Below are 18,086 nucleotides of genomic sequence, written 5' to 3'. Positions count from 1 at the left end.
GTCTACGGAAACACGAGCCGACCAGTCTGGAGCAACCACATCACGGTGGTCAGCGTGACCACGGACGCAAACGTGCCGAGCAGCACGGCGACAGAGGCGGATTCGATCCAGGCATCGTTCTGACGCGCGATCACGAACACATTGAGTGCCGGCGGCAGCGAGGCCATCAGGATCGCCGTGGCGGCCCAGGGCTGAGCGAACGGCCCGAACGCAAGCATCAGGCCGAACGCTGCGAGCGGGTGGACCAGAAGCTTGACCGCGATCACACCAGGCACCTCCCAGGGCACACGATCGAACGGCCGTAACGCCACGGTCACGCCGAGCACGAACAGCGCGGTCGGCGCGGCCGCGTTCTGGAGGAAGGTGATGGTGCGGTCGAGCGCGACCGGCAGCTCGATATGGAGCGCGGCCACGGCTGCGCCAAAGCAGGCCGACATGATCAGCGGGTTGAGCACGATCTGTTTCAGCACGACGCCGAAGGCATGCACGATCGAGGGATGATCGCGATCCGACAGTTCGATCAGCAGCGGCACGATGGTGAACAGGAAAATACTGTCGCAGCAGAAGATCAGCGCGGTCGGCGCCGCCGCCTTCGCCCCGAGCACCGCGAGCGCCAGCCCCGGCCCCATGTACCCGATATTGCCGTAGCCGCCGGACAGGCCCGCGAGCGTCGCTTCACGCAGCGTCAGTCCGCCCAGCACCTTGCCAACCACCAGCGCGATGGTGAACGCCGCTACCGTCGACAGCGTCGTCGCGATCAGGAACGGCGGGTTGTTCAATTCCGAAAACGGCGTCTTCGACATGATCGCGAACAGCAGCGCCGGGAGCGACACGTAGAGGAGGAAGAAGTTCATCCAGGCGAGGCCTGATTCCGGCAGCGACCTGGCCTTGCCGCAGGCGAAACCGACGAAGATCAAGCCGAAATAAGGTAGCGCCAGATTGAGGATATCGATCATTGATGAAGTGTTTTCTGAGGATCTGGGAGCTATCTGTCCCGCAGCGGCGGGTTAATTCCGGATCAGGGCACTAGCATCGGCCACAATCCTGGTCTATCGACGGAGGATGATTAAAGCGCGGACAGCCAAATTCCAGATCGGACAGGTCGTGCGCCACCGGATTTTCTCGTTCCGGGGGGTGATCTTCGACATCGATCCGGAATTCAACAACACCGAGGAGTGGTGGCTGTCGATCCCCGAGGAGGTGCGGCCCCACAAGGACCAGCCGTTCTACCACCTGCTCGCGGAGAATGCGGAATCCGAGTACGTCGCCTATGTGTCCGAGCAGAACCTGCTGCCCGACGAGTCCGGCGAGCCGATCCGCCATTCGCAGGTCACTGAGATCTTCATCAAGAACAAGGATGGCGGCTACCGTCCGCGCAATCCGTCGCTGAACTAGGTCATGCTTCCGTTGACCTGAGTTCACCACCATCAACCGGCCAGCAAAAAAGGCGCCCGATCGGGGCGCCTTTTTCATATCAGGGATTTGAACCCGATTACTTCTGAGCGGCCGGAGGCGCGCCAGGCGCAGCGCCGCTCTGCTCGAGCTTCTTGCGCTGCTCTTCGGCCTTCTTCTGAAGCTCTTCCTGGAGCTTCTTCTGGGTTTCCTCGAACACCTTGGGATCGGTCGGCGGACCGTCATAGGCCTTCTGGAATTCGCCAGTGAGCGGCAGCGGCAGGGTCAGCGGCTGACCATTGGCGTTGATCGCCTGGACAACGAGATTCTGGCCCTTCTTCAAGTTTGCGATGAGCTCGGGCGTTGCCTCGTAGTCCGACATGCAGCCGTTCTGGAAGCAGATCACGTACGGGCTCTGCAGCGGCGGGTTGTTGTCGACGATGATGCGGGTCCCGTGCACGAGCTGCATGCCGAGCGGCAGCGTCACGCGCAGGATCTTCTTGGGCTCGCCTTCCGGCTCGATGATCACGGCCGCGATGACCGGCTGGCCCGATTCGATACGCCCGTCCTTGCCGGTGAAGCAGACCTGCTTGGCGTTGGCGTCCTGGCCCTTGAGGCAGAACTTGGTCCAGGGCGCGTAGATCAGCTGGATCTGCTGATCCGCGGGCTGGGCGCCCGCCGCCGGAGCACCCGGCTGGGCCGGAGCCTGCTGGGCCTGGGGAGCCGGCGCGGGGGCCGGAGCCTTGGGGGCGGCCTTCGGAGCGGCTTTGGGGGCAACCTTCGGCGCGCCCGGGGCCGGCGCCTGGGCCTCGGCGGCAAACGGGATAACCAATGCCGTCGCCGTCAACAGGGCGAGAAGTCGCCCGCGCGGCCGCACGGACGCGGCCAAATAACGGAAATTCATTGCAGAAAACCCTTTCTGAACGGGAAGTGCCCGAACCGCTCCGAAGCACCGAACCAAGCCGCCTTGGGCGCGGCTCTCTCCCCGTCAATTGAGGCAGATCAGTGACGGGCTCGGCGCTCTTGCGATTGCGTGCCTTCTTAACGTGGTCGACGGAAAGATCAATGCCGACAAGCGTCTTTGGCCGCCACCGGACGGGCACCCAGTGAAATCCCTGTGATAAGATTCGGGTCTGCCGCCGCCCTCGAATCAACGTGTCCGAATGTTCATGTTCCAGCGCCTGCTCGAGGGCCCACGCGTCCGCAGCTTTACCCGCCTTTGCAGTCTCGCCTTAACCCTTGCACTCTCGGCCCTCGGCGCGGGAATGTCGGTCTGCGGTTCGCACGCCGAGGAAGCCCATGCGATCGCCATGCATGGCAAGCCGGCGCTGCCGGCCGATTTCACCCACATGCCCTATGCCAACCCGGATGCCCCCAAGGGCGGCCGGCTGACCTGGGGGATTCTCGGCACGTTCGACAGCCTCAATCCGTTCATCGTGAAGGGATTGGCCGTGCAGCCGATCCGCGCCTACGTGGTCGAGAGTCTGCTGGCGCGCGGCCAGAACGAGCCGTTCACGCTCTACGGCCTGCTCGCCAAGACCGTCGAGACGAATGATGAACGGAGCTACGTCACCTTCCATCTCGACCCCCGCGCGCGCTTCTCCGACGGCAAGCCGGTCGCTGCCGAGGACGTGCTGTTCTCCTGGCAGTTGCTGCGCGACCATGGCCGTCCCAACCTCCGGCAATATTACGCCAAGGTCGCCAAGGCCGAGGCACCCGATCCCCTCACTGTCCGCTTCGATCTCGCAGGCGCCGACGACCGCGAGTTGCCGCTGATCCTCGGCCTGATGCCGATCCTGCCGAAGCACGCCGTCGATGTCGCAACCTTCGAGGAGACAACGCTATCGGGACCGATCGCCTCGGGCCCCTACCGCGTCACGGCCGTGAAGCCCGGCGCCAGCGTGACGCTGACGCGCAATCCCGATTATTGGGGCCGCGACCTGCCGGTCAATCGCGGGCTGTTCAATTTCGACGAGATCCGGCTCGACTATTATCGCGAGGCCAACGGCCAGTTCGAAGCCTTCAAGCGCGGCCTCTATGATTTCCGCGTTGAGAACGAGCCGCTGCGCTGGCACGAGGGTTACGATTTTCCCGCCGCCAAGAGCGGCGAGGTGATCCGCGACACGTTCAAGCCCGGCACGCCGCAGCCCTCGGAATTCCTGGTGTTCAACACAAGGCGTCCTGTATTCGCCGACATCCGCGTGCGCCGGGCGCTGACGCTGCTGTTCGATTTCGAGCTGGTCAACCGCAACTATTTCTTCTCGCTCTATTCGCGGGTGGCCGGCTATTTCGCGGGTTCAGACCTGTCGGCCTATGCGCGCCCTGCGGATGCGCGCGAGCGCGAGCTGTTGAAACCCTTTGCCGCGCAGATCCCGGAAGACATCATGGATGGCAGCTATCGTCTGCCCGTGACCGACGGCTCGGGCCGCGACCGGACCACGTTGCGCGCGGCGCTCAAGCTGCTGTCGGATGCCGGCTACAGTCTTGACGGCACTGTGCTGCGCAACCGCGCGACGAAAGCGCCCTTCGCCTTCGAGATGCTCGTGACCACCCGCGACCAGGAACGCGTCGCGCTCGCGTTCCAGCGCGACGTCAAGCGCGCCGGCATCGATGCGAGCGTGCGCGCGGTCGATCCCGTGCAGTTCGACCAACGCCGGCTTGCCTACGAGTTCGACATGATTCAGAACCGCTGGGATCAGTCGCTTTCGCCCGGCAACGAGCAGTATTTCTATTGGGGCAGCGCGGCGGCGGACAATCCGGGCACGCGCAACTACATGGGCGCCAGGGATCCCGCGATCGATGCCATGATCAAGGCCCTGCTGGAGGCCCGTGATCATACGGATTTTGTCGACGCCGTGCGGGCGCTCGACCGCGCCTTGATCGCGGGCTTCTACACAATCCCACTGTTTAACGTATCCGAGCAATGGATCGCGCGCTGGAATCGGATAGAACGACCATCGACCACCGCACTCTCGGGCTACCTGCCGGAGACGTGGTGGGCGAAGGGTGTGCCTCAAGCCAGTCCAGCGAAGTGACGCCGTGAACCAGCCAGCCGTATCGCCGACGCTCGACACGCTGTTCCAGCGGACGCTGATGCGGCAGCCGCACGCGCGCGCTCTGCTCGATCCCCTCAACAAATCCCGCATCACCGGGCACCAGCCGCGGCGGCTGACCTATGCCGAAGCCGACACCGCCATCGAGGCGCTCTCCGCGCATTTCGTCGAATCGGGCCTGCCGGCCAATTCGGTGATCGCGATCCAGTTGCCCGCAACAGTCGAGTTCGTGCTGACGGTGCTGGCCGCCCATCGCGCCGGCCTCGTGGTCGCGGTGCTGCCGCTGTTGTGGCGGCAGGCGGAACTCGCGGCTGCGCTCAACCGCACCGCGGCGCGCGCCATCGTTTCCATGAGCAAGGTCGATGGCGTCAGCTATGCCGACCTCACGATGCACGCTGCCGCCGAGGCCTTTTCGATTCGCCACGTCTTCGGCTTCGGTGCTGATTTGCCCGAAGGCATGGCCTCGCTCGACGATGTGCTGGCGCGCCCGCCCGGCGCCACGCGCGCCGTGATCCAGGACGGCCGCAAGGCGGCGATGATCTCCTTCGATGTCACCGCGGAAGGCTTTCGTCCGGTGCCGAGGCCGCATTTCAGCCTGATCGCGGGCGGGCTTGCGATGTCGCTGGAGGCTGACATCCAGCAGGGCTCGACCGTGATGGCGGCGTTCGCGCCGATGTCGTTCGCGGGGCTCGCCTCCTCGCTTGCGGTGTGGCTGCTCTGCGGCGGCACGCTGGCGCTGCATCACCCGTTCGAGAGCGAGGTGCTGGAGCAGCAGATCAACGAGCACGAATGCGACGTCCTGATTGCGCCGGCCCAGCTCGCGCTACGGCTCGGCGATACAGGTCTGGCGGCACGGATGCCGACGTTGCGCAACGTCGTCGGGCTCTGGCGCGCGCCGGAGCAGGTCGCCGCGAGCGAAGCCTGGATCGCACCGCATGCGCCGCTCACCGACGTCTACCTGTTCGGCGAGGCTGGCCTGTTCGGCGCCAGGCGCGGCGAGGACGGCGCGCCTGTGGCGGTGATGCCGGGACCGCACGGCGCCCCGCGCGAGCAGTCCGGCTCTTCGATCGCCGGCGAGATCATGCTGACGCAGAAGGGTACGCTCGGCCTGCGCGGCCCGATGGTGCCGATCGCAGCCTATGCGCCGCCGCAGCCGGTCGGCGAGACGCTGATGGCGCAGCCTCCACGTGACTATGTCGATACCGGCTACGCCGCGCGGATCGACCGGGCCAACGGCGCGATCTGCATCACCGCGCCGCCCTCCGGCATCATGGCCGTCGGCGGCTATCGCTTCCTCTCCAACGACCTACAGGAATGGGCGCGCCGGCTCGGCCAGGGCGCGCTGCTCACGGCACTACCCGACCGGCTCTCCGGCCACCGCCTGGCGGGGCGGGCCCAGGACAATGCCCGCGCCCGTGAGGCGCTGAGCGAACTAGGCCTTAACCCCTTGATGGTCGAGGCTTTTCGCGACCGCTCGGGCCCGGTCTAGGCGCAGTTTCACCTGAAGCATTGACGCTGCATTAAGGCAACCGGACTAGATTGCGCAGCATCGATTGCGTGATCAGAGTTTCCTGATGTCCCAGGCGGGCCCGATTCTGTTTGTGTCCAACACCGAGCGCCCCGCCTTCATCGCGGCGCTGGACGAGGCCCGTCTGTTTCCAGTCGTCGACAGCGATTGGGCGAGTGCTGCGCGCGCCGTCGAGCAGGTGCAGCCGGCGGCCGTGCTCGCCGCGATGTCCGGCGGTCATGAGCCGTATATCCCTCTGCTGGCAAAGAGAGTCGCCGATCAACCGCTCTACCTGCCGCTGGTCGCGCTCGATGCGCAGGGTTCGCTGCCTCATAATGCCCTACCCTTCGCCACGCGCGGCAACCCCGCCGAACGCCTGATCGCGCGCCTGCGCGCCGCTATCCGTGTCCGTACCCTGCATGCCACCGTGTTGCGCCGGCTGCCGGAGACGAAGGTCGCCCTCCCGGAGACCGATCCGGTACGCGATGCCATCGTGCTCCTGATTGGCCGCGGCGCGGCTTATCCTGCCCTCTCCGTCGCGCTCGGCGAGCGCGCCGGCGTCGTCGGCGCGCTCTCGATCGAGGCCGCGGCAAAACATCTCAACACCCGCGACATCGACGGCGTCGTGCTCTCCGACGGTTTCACCCCGCGCGTTACCGATGCCTTTCTCACGGTACTCGCGGAGGATACGCGCTTCCGCAATTTGCCAGTGGTCGTCACCGCGCATCAGCTCACCCAGAGCTATGATCTGCCCAATCTCGAACTGATCGCGGGCGAGCCCGCCAAGGTCGCAGCCAATGCGCTGCCGCTCATTCGTCAGCACGCGATGGAAGCGCAACTGAGCCGCACGCTGCGCTCGATCGATGCCGGTGGCTGGCTCGATCCGCGTAGCGGTCTCCTGACGGTCGACGCCTTCGCGCGCGATTTTTCCAAGGCGGTCGAGCAGACACTCGCCCGCGGCGGCGGTCTCTCGGTGGCGCGCTTCGCCTTCGACCCTGGTAATCCCCGCGCACAGCTCGATGCCGCCCGCATCCTCAGCCGCCTGATGCGGCAGATGGACTTTGGCGCCGCGCAGAAGGACGGCTCGGTAATCGTGGTGTTCGCCGAGACGGACTTCCGCACGGCCCACATGATCGCCCGCCGGCTCTCGGCGGTGATGAAGCACACATCGAACGGCAAGCACGAGATGCGTAGCGATCCCGTGGTCAGCGTGGACTCGCTGTCGCCGTCGGATACGGCGCGGTCGTTGCTCGGGCGATTGTCGGCGGACGCGTCAAGGGCGGCGTCGTAAAGGCTCTCATAGGGTGGGCAAAGCGAAGCGTGCCCACGACCTGCATTATCATTGAAGGATGGTGGGTACGGCGCAACCGCGCCTTTGCCCACCCTACGACACCTTCTAAGCCGCCTTCTTTTTCTGCGCGAGTTGCGCCAGCTGGCGCATGATCTCGGTGGTACCGGCGAGACGGTCTTCCGGCGTTTCCCAGTCCTGAAGGAACACCACCTTCATGTCGGGACGCACCTTGGCGGCCTGGCCGTGGCTCTTGATGAACGACACCAGCCGATCGGGATAGGCGAAGGAATTGTCGCGGAAGGTGATGACCGCGCCCTTCGGGCCGGCATCAATCTTGCCGACATTGGCCTGGCGGCAGAACGCCTTGATCGCGGCGACCTTGAAGAGATAGCGCACCTCATCGGGCAGCACGCCGAAGCGGTCGCGCATCTCGGCGCCGAAGTTCTCGATCTCCTCCTCGCTGTCGAGGTCGGCGAGGCGCCGGTACAGTGACAGCCGCACCGAAAGGTCGTCGACATAATCCTCCGGAATCAGCACGGGCATGCCGATGGTGATCGTCGGCGACCAGCGGTCGGCGGCGGGCTCGGAGACGCCGGCCTTGAGGTTGACGATCGCCTCCTCCAGCATCGATTGGTAGAGCTCGAAGCCGACCTCCTTGATGTGGCCGGACTGTTCCTCGCCGAGCAGATTGCCGGCGCCGCGGATGTCGAGATCGTGCGAGGCGAGCTGGAAGCCTGCCCCCAGCGTCTCCAGCGATTGCAGCACGGTGAGCCGGCGCTCGGCCTGGGCCGTGATCTTCTGCTGCGACGGCAGCGTGAACAGCGCATAGGCCCGCAGCTTGGACCGGCCGACGCGGCCGCGGAGCTGATAGAGCTGGGCCAGGCCGAACATGTCGGCGCGGTGCACGATCAGCGTGTTGGCGTTGGGAATGTCGAGGCCGGACTCCACGATTGTGGTCGACAGCAGGATGTCGAATTTGCCGTCGTAGAACGCCGTCATGATGTCCTCGATCACCGCGGGCGGCATCTGGCCGTGCGCGACCGCGACCTTCATCTCCGGCACGTTCTTGTCGAGGAAGTCCTTGACCTCGGCGAGGTCATCGATGCGCGGTACCACGTAGAACGCCTGGCCGCCGCGATAGCGCTCGCGCAGCAGCGCTTCGCGGATCATCAGCGGGTCGTGCGGGGCCACGAAGGTACGCACCGCCAGGCGGTCGACCGGGGGCGAGGCAATGATCGAGAGCTCGCGAACGCCGGTCAGCGCCAGTTGCAGCGTGCGCGGGATCGGTGTTGCCGACAGGGTCAGGACATGCACCTCGGAACGCAACGCCTTGAGCCGCTCCTTGTGGGTGACGCCAAAGTGCTGCTCCTCGTCGACAATGACGAGGCCGAGATCGCGGAACTTGATCGCCTTGCCGAGCAGCGCGTGAGTCCCGACGACGATGTCGACCGAGCCGTCGGCAATGCCCTTCTTGACCAGGTTCAGTTCCTTGGTCGGCACCAGGCGCGAGGCCTGCGCCACGTTCACTGGAAAGCCTTTGAAGCGCTCGGTGAAGGTCCTGTAGTGCTGGCGCGCCAACAGCGTGGTCGGTACCACGACGGCGACCTGCTTGCCTTCGAGCGCAACGGCGAACGCCGCGCGGAGCGCAACCTCGGTCTTGCCGAAGCCAACGTCGCCGCAGATCAGCCGGTCCATGGGACGGCCGAGCTCGAGATCCTTCAGCGTGGATTCGATGGCCCCTAACTGGTCCTCGGTCTCGTCATAGGGGAAGCGTGCACAGAACTCGTCGTAGAGGCCCTGCTGCACCGGCAGCTTGGGCGCTTCGTGCAGATGCCGCGCGGCCGCGATTTTGATCAGTTCGCCCGCGATCTCGCGGATACGGTTCTTGAGCTTCGCCTTGCGGGTCTGCCAGCCGGAGCCGCCGAGACGATCCAGCTCCACTGTGGTCTGGTCGGAGCCGTAGCGCGACAACAGCTCGATGTTCTCGACCGGCAGAAACAGCTTCGTCTCGGCGGCATAATGCAGCTCGAGACAATCATGCGGCGCGCCGGCGACGTCCAGCGTTTGGAGACCGATGAAACGGCCGATGCCGTGGTCGACGTGGACGACGATGTCGCCCGCGGTGAGGCTCGTCACCTCCGAAATGAAATTGTCGAGCTTGCGGCTCGCCTTGCGCGGCCGCACCAGCCGGTCACCGAGAATATCCTGTTCGCTGATGACAGCGATCTCGTCGGTCTCGAAACCGCTCTCCAGGCCGAGCACGGCGAGCATGGTCTCGTTGCGCGGGGTCGCCTGCACTGTCCGCCAGGTATTCACGCTGGTGGTGTGGGTCAGCTTGTGGTCGCGCAGCATCGAGGTCATGCGGTCACGCGAGCCTTCGCTCCAGAGCGCGATCACGACTTTCTTGCGCTGGGCCTGCAAGCCCATCACATGCGCGACGACGGATTCGAACACGTTGACGGTGGTGTCGTTACGTTCAGGCGCGAAGTCGCGGCCCTTGCGGGCGCCGGCGTCGAGCACGCTGGTGCCGTCGGTCGGCACCGAGAACGCGGTCAACCGGATCAACGCGGTGTCGCGTTCGCGCCCGGTCCATTCCTCATCGGTCAGGTACAGCCGGTCCGGCGGCAATGGCTTGTAGATGGCGCCGCCGCCCGGATGCTCCATGGCATCGCGGCGGGCCTCGTAATAGTCCTGGATCTGCTTGAAGCGCTCGCGGACAGCGTCCTCGGCCTGCGGCTCGATCGCGATCGTTGCGCCCTGCAGATAGTCGAACAGCGTGTCCATCCGGTCCTGGAACAGCGGCAGCCAGTGCTCCATGCCGGGATGGCGACGACCTTCGCTGACGGCCTCGTACAGTGCATCGTCGCGCTCCGGCGCGCCGAACTCGGCGACATAGCCCATACGAAAGCGGCGGATCGTGTCGGTGACGAGCTGGAATTCCGAGATGGGGACGAGATTGAGTGCGCGCATATCAAGCAGCGTGCGCTGGGTCTCGGCGTCGAAGGTGCGGATCGATTCCAGGCTATCGCCGAAGAAGTCGAAACGAACAGGCTGTTCAAGGCCCGCCGGAAACAGATCGAGGATACCGCCGCGGACGGCATATTCGCCGGGCTCGCGCACGGTCGAGGAACGATTGTAGCCGTTATGCTCCAGCCAGGCGATGATCGTGTCCATCGGCACGACATTGCCGGGCGCGACCGACAGCGCCTGCGCCGCGACCAGCTCGCGCGCGGGCACGCGCTGCACGACGGCATTCACCGTGGTCAGCACGATCAGCGGCTTGTCGCTGCCGGTGAGCGCGGCGAGCCGGGCCAGCGTCGTCAGGCGTTGTGCCAGAATGCCGCCATGTGGCGAGACGCGATCATAGGGCTGGCAGTCCCAGGCAGGAAAGGTCAGCACCGGCAGATCGGGCGCAAAGAATTGCAGCGCCCGCTCAAGCTGCTGCATCCGCGCACCGTCGCGGCAGACCACGGCAAGGCTGACCGCGGGCTTCTTCGGCCGCGCCGCAATGGCCCGCGCGAGATCGGAGACGACGAGGCCCTCGGCGCCCTCGGCAACGTTGGCAAGCGTCACCGCGCGGCCGGGCGTCAGCAGCTCGGCCGGAGATTTCATCCCCTGCTTCATACGTTGCCGTCCGCGATCGGATAGGCCTTGATGCGGGCGAACAGCGCGCCGGTGACATCGGCTGGCAGCACCTTGTCACCAGTGATGGCGGCATAGAGATCGGGATCGGACTCTTCGAGCAGGGTCTCGAGTTCGGTCAGCTCCGCGTCCGACAGGTTGCCGATCTCGGCATCCGCGAAGCGGCCGAGGATCAGGTCCATCTCGCGCGTGCCGCGGTGCCAGCAGCGGAACAGCAGCCGCTTGCGGCGATCGTCCAGCCCGTCGCTCGATCGTGTCGTTCCCGTCATGTCTCAAATCCAGTCAAACGCCGAAAGCCCGGACGTGCCGGGCCGGGGTGATATAGCTATTCGAACCTGCCGTGTCAGCCCTCGATTTGGCATGGCCCGATGCCGGCTCTCGGAGACGAAAAAAGCCGTGGATGCCCGGCATAAAGCCGGGCATGACGGGCTGAAACGATCCTAGATTCGCATCCATGCGCCCCAGCCTGCTCAACCCGCTGTTTGCTCCCGTGACCAGCCTGCCCGGTGTCGGTCCGAAGCAGGACAAGCTGCTGCAATATCTGCTCAGCCGCAACGAGACGCCGCGGCTGGTGGATCTGCTGCTGCATCTGCCGAGCCAGGTGATCGACCGCCGGGCGCGGCCGAAAATCCGCGACGCGGTCCAGGGAACCATGGTGACCTTGGAGGTCACCGTCGATCGCCACCGCCCGCCTCCGCCGCGTAACACGCGCGCGCCATATCTCGTCTATGCCAACGACGACACCGGCGACGTCGTGCTGACCTTCTTCCGCGCCAAGCCGGGCTATGTCGAGAAGCTGCTGCCGATGGGCGAGAAGCGCTACGTCTCAGGCACGCTGCAGATGTATGACGGCATCCCGCAGATCGTGCACCCCGACCGCGTGCTGGACGAAGAGGCGATCTCAAAGCTTACGGGCATCGACCCGGTCTACCCGCTCACCACGGGCCTGGCGATCGGCTCGCTCCGCCGCGCGGTCGCTCAGGCGCTGCAGAAACTGCCCGCGCTGCCGGAATGGATCAGCCCGGACGTGCTGCGCCGCTGCAATTTCCCGCCGGTTACGGAAGCGTTCAATCGCGTGCATCAGCCGGTCGAGCTGACGGACATCCTGCCCGAGCAGCGCTACTGGTCGCGCCTTGCCTTCGACGAGTTGCTCGCTGGCCAGCTCGCGCTCGCGCTGATCCGCGCACAGCTGCGCCGCCCGGCCGGCGTACGCAATGCCGGCGACGGTCATCTGCGCAACAAGGTGATCGACGCCCTGCCCTATGCATTGACCACCTCCCAGCGCGAGGCGACGGCGGCGATCGCCAACGACCTGTTGCAGCCGGTGCGGATGCTTCGCCTGCTCCAGGGCGACGTCGGCTCTGGCAAGACCGTGGTGGCGCTGATGGCCGCGGCCGCGGTTGCCGAGGTCGGCAAGCAAGCGGCACTGATGGCCCCGACCGAAATCCTGGCACGCCAGCACATCAAGACCATCGCCCCCCTCGCCGAGCACGCCGGCATGCGGGTTGCGATCCTGACCGGCCGCGAAAAAGGCAAGGAGCGGCGCGAGATTATCGCTCGGCTTGCCGAGGGCGAGATTGATTTGCTAGTCGGCACCCACGCGCTGATCCAGGACGACGTCGTCTTCAGGGATCTCGCGCTCGCTGTTGTCGACGAGCAGCACCGCTTTGGCGTGCGCGAGCGCCTCGCGCTGACCTCGAAGGGTGAAGCCGTCGACGTTCTCGTGCTCAGCGCCACACCGATCCCGCGCACACTGGTGCTGACTTATTTCGGCGATATGGACATCTCGGAGCTGCGCGAAAAGCCGGCCGGCCGCCAGCCGATCGATACCCGTGCCGTCGCCATGAGCCGGCTCGGTGAGGTCATGGACGGTGTCGGCCGTGCGCTGGAGTCCGGCAAGCTGGTCTACTGGATCTGTCCGCTGGTCGAGGAGTCTGAGGCTGAGGGCACCGAGCATCTCACCAACGCGACCAAACGTTTCGAGAGTCTGCAAAAGCGCTTCGGCGACCGCGTTGGCCTCGTCCACGGGCAGATGAAGGGCACGGAGAAGGACAGCGTCATGGGCCAGTTCGCAGCCCACGAGATCGGCCTTCTGGTCGCGACCACTGTAGTCGAGGTCGGCGTCGACGTGCCGGCCGCCACCATCATGGTGATCGAGAATGCCGAGCGCTTCGGCCTCGCCCAGTTGCACCAGCTGCGCGGCCGCATCGGCCGCGGCTCGGAGGCGTCGACCTGCATTCTGCTCTACAGCGAGCCGCTCGGCGAAATGTCGAAGGCGCGGCTCAAGGTGATCCGCGAAACCACCGACGGTTTTCGCATCGCAGAGGAGGACCTGAAGTTGCGCGGCGAAGGCGACGTGCTCGGTGTGCGCCAGAGCGGCCTGCCCGGCTACCGCATCGCGCGCTCGGAGGTTCATGGCCAGCTCATCACGCAGGCCCGTGACGAGGCGCTGCGAATCATGAAGGACGATCCGAAGCTGAAGGGCGAGCGCGGCGAGGCGCTGCGCTGCCTGCTGTATCTCTACGAACGCGACGAGGCGATCCCGCTGATCGGCGCCGGCTGATCTCACGCCGTTGGAACAATGGTTCCATCAACTCCTTCGACCAAGTCCCATGTTGCTAGCGCCGGCCGAGCCGCTACCCTTGGGGAATCAGCTTGCGAGAAAGACCTCGTCGAGGGGTGAGTGACAGGTGGGTGCTTTGCCGCGTCGATGGGGGGTTTGGTTCCGGCGGTCGCTTCGCACCTGGCCGGTCTCAGCCTATCTATTGCTGCTCGCCCTCACGACCGCGGTCCCGGTCACGGCATGTGCGGCATTTCTCGCCTACCATTTCGTGGCTGAATCCTCCCAATTGACCAAGGCTGAGTATGAAGACAGGTTGCGTCTCATGCGCAACGCTGCCGACCTGCGGGTCGCAAACATCATCGACGATCTGCGCGTCCTTGCACTCTCGCCATCGCTGTCGCAGGAACGATTTGCGGAATTCAGAGATCATGCCGTGCAGGCGGTGAAGCTGATCGGCGGCGTCGCGATCGTCCTCTACGCCCCAGACGGCCAGCAGATCGTGAACACACGCCTCGATCTCGATCGTCCCTTGCCCAAACGCACTGCGTTCGACGTCGAGCGGCGCGCGATCGAAACCGGCCGGCCTCAGGTCTCCGGGCTTCAACGCGCCGTCGTCGACGGTCAACCGATCGTCACGATTGCCGTTCCCGTCTCGATCCACGGTCAAATCCGCTACGCGCTCAACATCGGACTGTCGACGAGCTATCTTTCGTCGATGATGGACGAATATGTCTCGGCCGGAATGGTGGGCAGCATCGTCGATGCGAACGGACTGCTTCTGGCAAGGCGGCCATTGCTCGATGGCGACGATCTGGTAGGCCACCCGACCATTCCTGAGATCATGGCCCATCTCGGGCAGCCATTCGCCTGGTGGATCGAAGCAATCTCGCGGAAAGGCGTTCCCACCTACGCGTCGCTGTTGCGATCCAATCAGAGCACCTGGTCGATCAACCTTGCTGTTCCCCGCGACGTCATTGACGGTCCGCTGCACCGGACGGCCGAATGGATCGTTGCGCTGACGGCTTTCACGCTTGTTCTGGGATTGGCGCTCGCCCGCATGATCTCCCAGCGGTTCCTCGCCGAATTCTCCGATCTCGAACAATACGTCGCCGGATTGCGCTCCGTCGCGATCGAGCCGAAGCGGGGAACGATCAGCGAAGTCAACCGGATGAAGAAGGTGCTGCATCAGGTCGGAAGCGAACTCGCCGACGCCCTGAAGCAGCAGAAGGCACTCCTGGATGAGATCAATCACCGGGTGAAGAATACGCTCGGCACCGTGCAGTCGATCGCGCGCCTGTCGCGCGCCAGTTCAAACGACCTCAACGAATTCGCTGCCGCCTTCGAGGGCCGCCTCCTGGCTCTCTCGCAGGCCTACAATCTCCTCACCGAAAACAACTGGGTCGGCGTCAGCCTGGTATCCATCGTCAAACAGACCTTGGCCCCCTACGCCGGTCCTGAACGTCTTGAAATTGACGGCCGCGATATCCTGTTGCCGCCCAAACTCACCCTGGCGATTTCGGCTGCGCTCCAGGAGCTCAGCACGAACGCGGCCAAATACGGCGCGTTCTCGGTGGCATCCGGCAAGTTACAAGTATCCTGGAGCATCGACGAGACCGGCTTGGTGCGCTTGTCCTGGGCCGAGCGAGATGGCCCGCTGGTTCACAGGCCCACGCGTCGCGGCTTTGGAACGAAGATGATCACCGGCATGTTCGCCGGCGAGGCCGGCTGGTCGGTGAGCCTGGACTTCAATCCGGGCGGACTTCGCTGCCTCATGCAGTTCTGGTCCCGCGATCAGACCAGCGAAGATGCGACGTTGATGGAAGCGAGCTAGCTCTCGCCTGACAAGGCTGACCCCGGCGCGTCTCACTGATCAAGCCAGGTTGCGTCCACCTTATTGCGCAGACGAACCTCGTCGCCGCCCGACCTCGTATACGGCCAGGTGCGCCCGGGCAAGATCCAGCAGCGGTGTGTCGATATTCAGCCTGCGGGCCCGATTGGCCATGTCGCCAAGGATGTGCTCGGCCTCGGTGATCGAGCCGCGCTCGACGTCGCGCAGCATCGAGGCCTTGAGCGGCGAGCCAGCTGTCGTGAACAGCTTCCGGTCGAACTCGATGAACGCCGCGCGCGGCGCGAATCCCGAGGCCGTTGCAATGGCACAGCATTCCGCGAACAGACGGAAGATCGATGCCTCGCCGTTCGGCACTGCCAGGATGTCTCCGACACTTGCGCGCATCAGGCAGGTGATGCCGGCCAGCGTGCTGAGCTGGACGAACTTCTCCCACATGTCCTGCATGATCGCTTCGCTGGCTCGCACGTCGATACCGGGGACATGGAGCAGTGTCTCCAGGGCAAGCGCACGTTCGCTGAGCAAGCCCGTGATCTCGCCGAAGACGATGGTCTGATTGGCCATGAACTGAACGACACGGCCATCCGCATCGAGCCCGGCACTGACGTTCGCCAACCCACCGAGGATGCAACCGGCGCCGAACCGCGCCGTCAGGGCGTCGATATGCTTCAACCCGTTGAGTACCGGCAGAACCATCGTGCTCGCACCAACGGCTGGGGCAAACTGGGCCATCGCGTCGTCAAGCGAATAGGCCTTCACACCAACGAGCACGACGTCAAAGGACTCCCTGAGCTCGTTGGCCAGGAGCACCTTCGGCTGCACGGCGAAGTCGCCGTTCGGGCTTACGACCTGCAATCCATTCCGACGCAATTGCTCCGCGCGCCCGGCCCGCACCAGAAAGGTCACATCGACACCGGCCCGGACCAGGCGAGCTCCGTAGTAGCCTCCGAGCGCGCCTGCGCCGATCACCAGCACTCTCATTCCAACTCCTGCGTCATGTTGGCGATATCAAGCCATCGCCGCTGATCCCGAAATGCCTGACATCAGGCCTCTTTCTTCACGCTGGCAGCGAACGCCTTCAGCAGCGACGCATCGACCGCCTCGCCCTTGGCGTCTGTGGCCAGATGCTCGAACCATTTGGCAAAACCTTCGTAGATCTGGCTTGCCGGATGGTCTGGTCCGAGGAAGCCGGAAATCTCCCGCATCTCCGCGACCCAGCGATAGGCCTTCGGGAGCATGTCCGGCAGCGCGACCTCGAGCCGTGCCAGCGTCGCGGGCTGGCTGAGCGCGAGTTCGTCGCGAAGCGCATCCGCAGCCCCCGCCTTTGTCGCGGCCACCACCATGGCCGAACCGATCCCGGCGAGACCCTTGACGATGCCAGCATAGGACATCTTGAGCGCGGAGGCCGCGCCGACCGGGCCTTCGACGATACGCATGTCGAGCCCGAGCTCCTTCAGCACCGCGACGTCCCTCGCGTGCTCGCCGGACATGTAGAAGGCCGGACTCTTGCCGCCGGGCTGCGGTGGAAATCCGATGATCCCGCCGTCGACGAAGGGCGCTTGCGCCGACCCGATGATCTCCTCGATCCGCTTCACCGTATCGACATTGACGGCGTTGCAGTCGACCACGACCGGCTTCTTGTTACGCTTGACGATCAAGGCGGCAAGTCGCTCGGCCAGCGCCACCGCCTCGCCCGGCGGCACGATCGAAAGGATGATGTCGCTGTCCGCGATCGCATCGTCCTCAGCGCCGATCATGCCGGCATCCGCCGCCCGCTTCAGCGTCGCCTCGCTGCGTCCCTTCAACGACGTCAGCACGCGCGCGCCGTTCTCGCTCAGACGACGGGCCACCGCGCTGCCCATGGCGCCGGGTGCGAGGATCGCGATGGTTTTGGACATCAGGGCACTCCAGTTCGACGAGCGCTACGCTCGGTTCGACCGGAACTCTAGCAGAGGACGCGAACGTCCGCGTGACCTCAGGCTATCCCGCAGGGGAATAGCCCTACTCCACCTTCGCAGGTTCGGGCTGGAGCGCGGAGGCGTTGGCAATGCGCGCGGCATTGGCCATGCCGGCGAGCGCGGCCGCTTTCTTCGGGTCGGGTGCCGAGCCGGGCTGCACCACACCGGCCGACATGATCAGCGTTGCGGCATCCTCCGCGCTGAGGTCGACCTCGATGATCTTGCTCTTCGGGACATAGAAGAAGAACCCGGTGGTCGGGTTCGGCGAGCACGGCAGGAACACCGAGACATGTTCCTCCTGACCCGGCAGGCTTCGCGCGACGTCCTCGCTCGGCGATTGCGAGATAAGCACGATCGACCACATGCCCGGCGATGGAAACTCGACGAGGCCGACCTTGCGGAAGCTCGAGCCCTTGCCCGAGAACAGCGTCTCGAACACCTGCTTCAGGCCGCGATAGATTGCGCGCACGGCCGGGATCCGGCCGAGGAAAGTCTCGCCGACATCCACCAGGGTGCGGCCGATCAGGTTCGCCGCGAGGAAGCCGACCAGCGTCAGCGTGAAGAATGCGACAATCAGTCCCCAGCCGGGAACACCGTAAGGCAAATAGGTTTCCGGCCGGTAGGCCAGCGGCACAAATGGCCGCACCACGCCGTCGACCCAGGTGACGAACCACCAGACCAGATACAACGTGATCGCGATCGGACCGGTGACGATCAGTCCGGTCAGGAAATAATTGCGGAAACGGCCCATCAGGCCGGTATGAGGTTCCGGGGCAGGATCAAGAGGCGCAGGCGCGTCGTCGCGGGCGGTCATTCGGGTTCCAGGTCGGTCGC

At 65.0% G+C, this 18,086-nt stretch carries 13 protein-coding genes; 6 read left to right on the top strand and 7 right to left on the bottom strand.

Annotated features, from left to right (window positions below; translation table 11 throughout):
- Positions 1 to 2: 2 nt before the first annotated feature.
- Complete coding sequence (locus JQ631_RS09810) at positions 3 to 956, bottom strand: AEC family transporter (protein WP_212325806.1); 954 nt, start codon at positions 954 to 956, stop codon at positions 3 to 5.
- Between the two features lie 106 nt (positions 957 to 1,062).
- Between JQ631_RS09810 and hspQ the strand changes: the two genes are divergently transcribed.
- Complete coding sequence (gene hspQ / locus JQ631_RS09805) at positions 1,063 to 1,395, top strand: heat shock protein HspQ (RefSeq protein WP_027536166.1); 333 nt, start codon at positions 1,063 to 1,065, stop codon at positions 1,393 to 1,395.
- 97 nt (positions 1,396 to 1,492) lie between these two features.
- Here hspQ and JQ631_RS09800 read toward each other — a convergent pair whose 3' ends face one another.
- Positions 1,493 to 2,296 carry an invasion associated locus B family protein gene (locus JQ631_RS09800; protein WP_212325804.1) on the bottom strand — a complete coding sequence of 268 codons (804 nt, stop codon included), beginning with the start codon at positions 2,294 to 2,296 and terminating at the stop codon, positions 1,493 to 1,495.
- 259 nt (positions 2,297 to 2,555) lie between these two features.
- Here JQ631_RS09800 and JQ631_RS09795 point away from each other — a divergent pair, with 259 nt between their 5' ends.
- The 3 genes from JQ631_RS09795 to JQ631_RS09785 all read left to right on the top strand — a co-directional run bounded on the left by JQ631_RS09795 (position 2,556) and on the right by JQ631_RS09785 (position 7,243).
- Complete coding sequence (locus JQ631_RS09795) at positions 2,556 to 4,427, top strand: extracellular solute-binding protein (RefSeq protein WP_212325802.1); 1,872 nt, start codon at positions 2,556 to 2,558, stop codon at positions 4,425 to 4,427.
- A 4-nt stretch (positions 4,428 to 4,431) separates the two neighbouring features.
- Positions 4,432 to 5,934 (top strand): AMP-binding protein, encoded by a 1,503-nt coding sequence (locus JQ631_RS09790; protein ID WP_212325800.1) that lies wholly within the window; start codon positions 4,432 to 4,434, stop codon positions 5,932 to 5,934.
- 85 nt (positions 5,935 to 6,019) lie between these two features.
- Positions 6,020 to 7,243, top strand: coding sequence for a GGDEF domain-containing protein (locus JQ631_RS09785; RefSeq protein WP_212325798.1), 1,224 nt, complete (start codon positions 6,020 to 6,022; stop codon positions 7,241 to 7,243).
- A 105-nt stretch (positions 7,244 to 7,348) separates the two neighbouring features.
- Here JQ631_RS09785 and mfd read toward each other — a convergent pair whose 3' ends face one another.
- The gene (gene mfd / locus JQ631_RS09780; protein WP_212325797.1) at positions 7,349 to 10,867 is read right to left on the bottom strand and encodes a transcription-repair coupling factor; all 3,519 of its coding nucleotides are present in this window, start codon (positions 10,865 to 10,867) and stop codon (positions 7,349 to 7,351) included.
- Positions 10,864 to 11,154: an FAD assembly factor SdhE gene (locus JQ631_RS09775; protein WP_212325796.1), complete on the bottom strand. Its 291-nt coding sequence runs from the start codon at positions 11,152 to 11,154 to the stop codon at positions 10,864 to 10,866. Before JQ631_RS09775 ends, mfd begins: the two co-directional genes overlap by 4 nt.
- A gap of 185 nt (positions 11,155 to 11,339) precedes the next feature.
- On the opposite strand from JQ631_RS09775, the gene recG reads away from it, so the two are divergent.
- On the top strand, positions 11,340 to 13,448 hold the full coding sequence (gene recG, locus JQ631_RS09770) for an ATP-dependent DNA helicase RecG (protein WP_212325795.1): 2,109 nt from the start codon (positions 11,340 to 11,342) through the stop codon (positions 13,446 to 13,448).
- 322 nt (positions 13,449 to 13,770) lie between these two features.
- Positions 13,771 to 15,279: a sensor histidine kinase gene (locus JQ631_RS09765; RefSeq protein ID WP_249160229.1), complete on the top strand. Its 1,509-nt coding sequence runs from the start codon at positions 13,771 to 13,773 to the stop codon at positions 15,277 to 15,279.
- 60 nt (positions 15,280 to 15,339) lie between these two features.
- Here the strand turns inward: JQ631_RS09765 and panE are convergent, their stop codons facing one another.
- From panE to JQ631_RS09750, 3 genes are all read right to left on the bottom strand, one after another.
- Entirely contained in the window at positions 15,340 to 16,275 is a 936-nt protein-coding gene (panE, locus tag JQ631_RS09760) for a 2-dehydropantoate 2-reductase (RefSeq protein ID WP_212325793.1), read from the bottom strand.
- 62 nt (positions 16,276 to 16,337) lie between these two features.
- The gene (locus JQ631_RS09755; protein ID WP_212325792.1) at positions 16,338 to 17,192 is read right to left on the bottom strand and encodes an NAD(P)-dependent oxidoreductase; all 855 of its coding nucleotides are present in this window, start codon (positions 17,190 to 17,192) and stop codon (positions 16,338 to 16,340) included.
- A gap of 103 nt (positions 17,193 to 17,295) precedes the next feature.
- Entirely contained in the window at positions 17,296 to 18,066 is a 771-nt protein-coding gene (locus JQ631_RS09750) for a DUF502 domain-containing protein (protein ID WP_212325790.1), read from the bottom strand.
- Positions 18,067 to 18,086 lie beyond the last annotated feature (20 nt).

The organism is Bradyrhizobium manausense (assembly GCF_018131105.1).
In the GTDB taxonomy this organism is placed as follows: Bacteria; Pseudomonadota; Alphaproteobacteria; order Rhizobiales; family Xanthobacteraceae; genus Bradyrhizobium; species Bradyrhizobium manausense_B.
The sequence above is the reverse complement of the archived record's forward strand: the minus strand, read 5'-3'. Positions and strand labels throughout refer to the sequence as shown.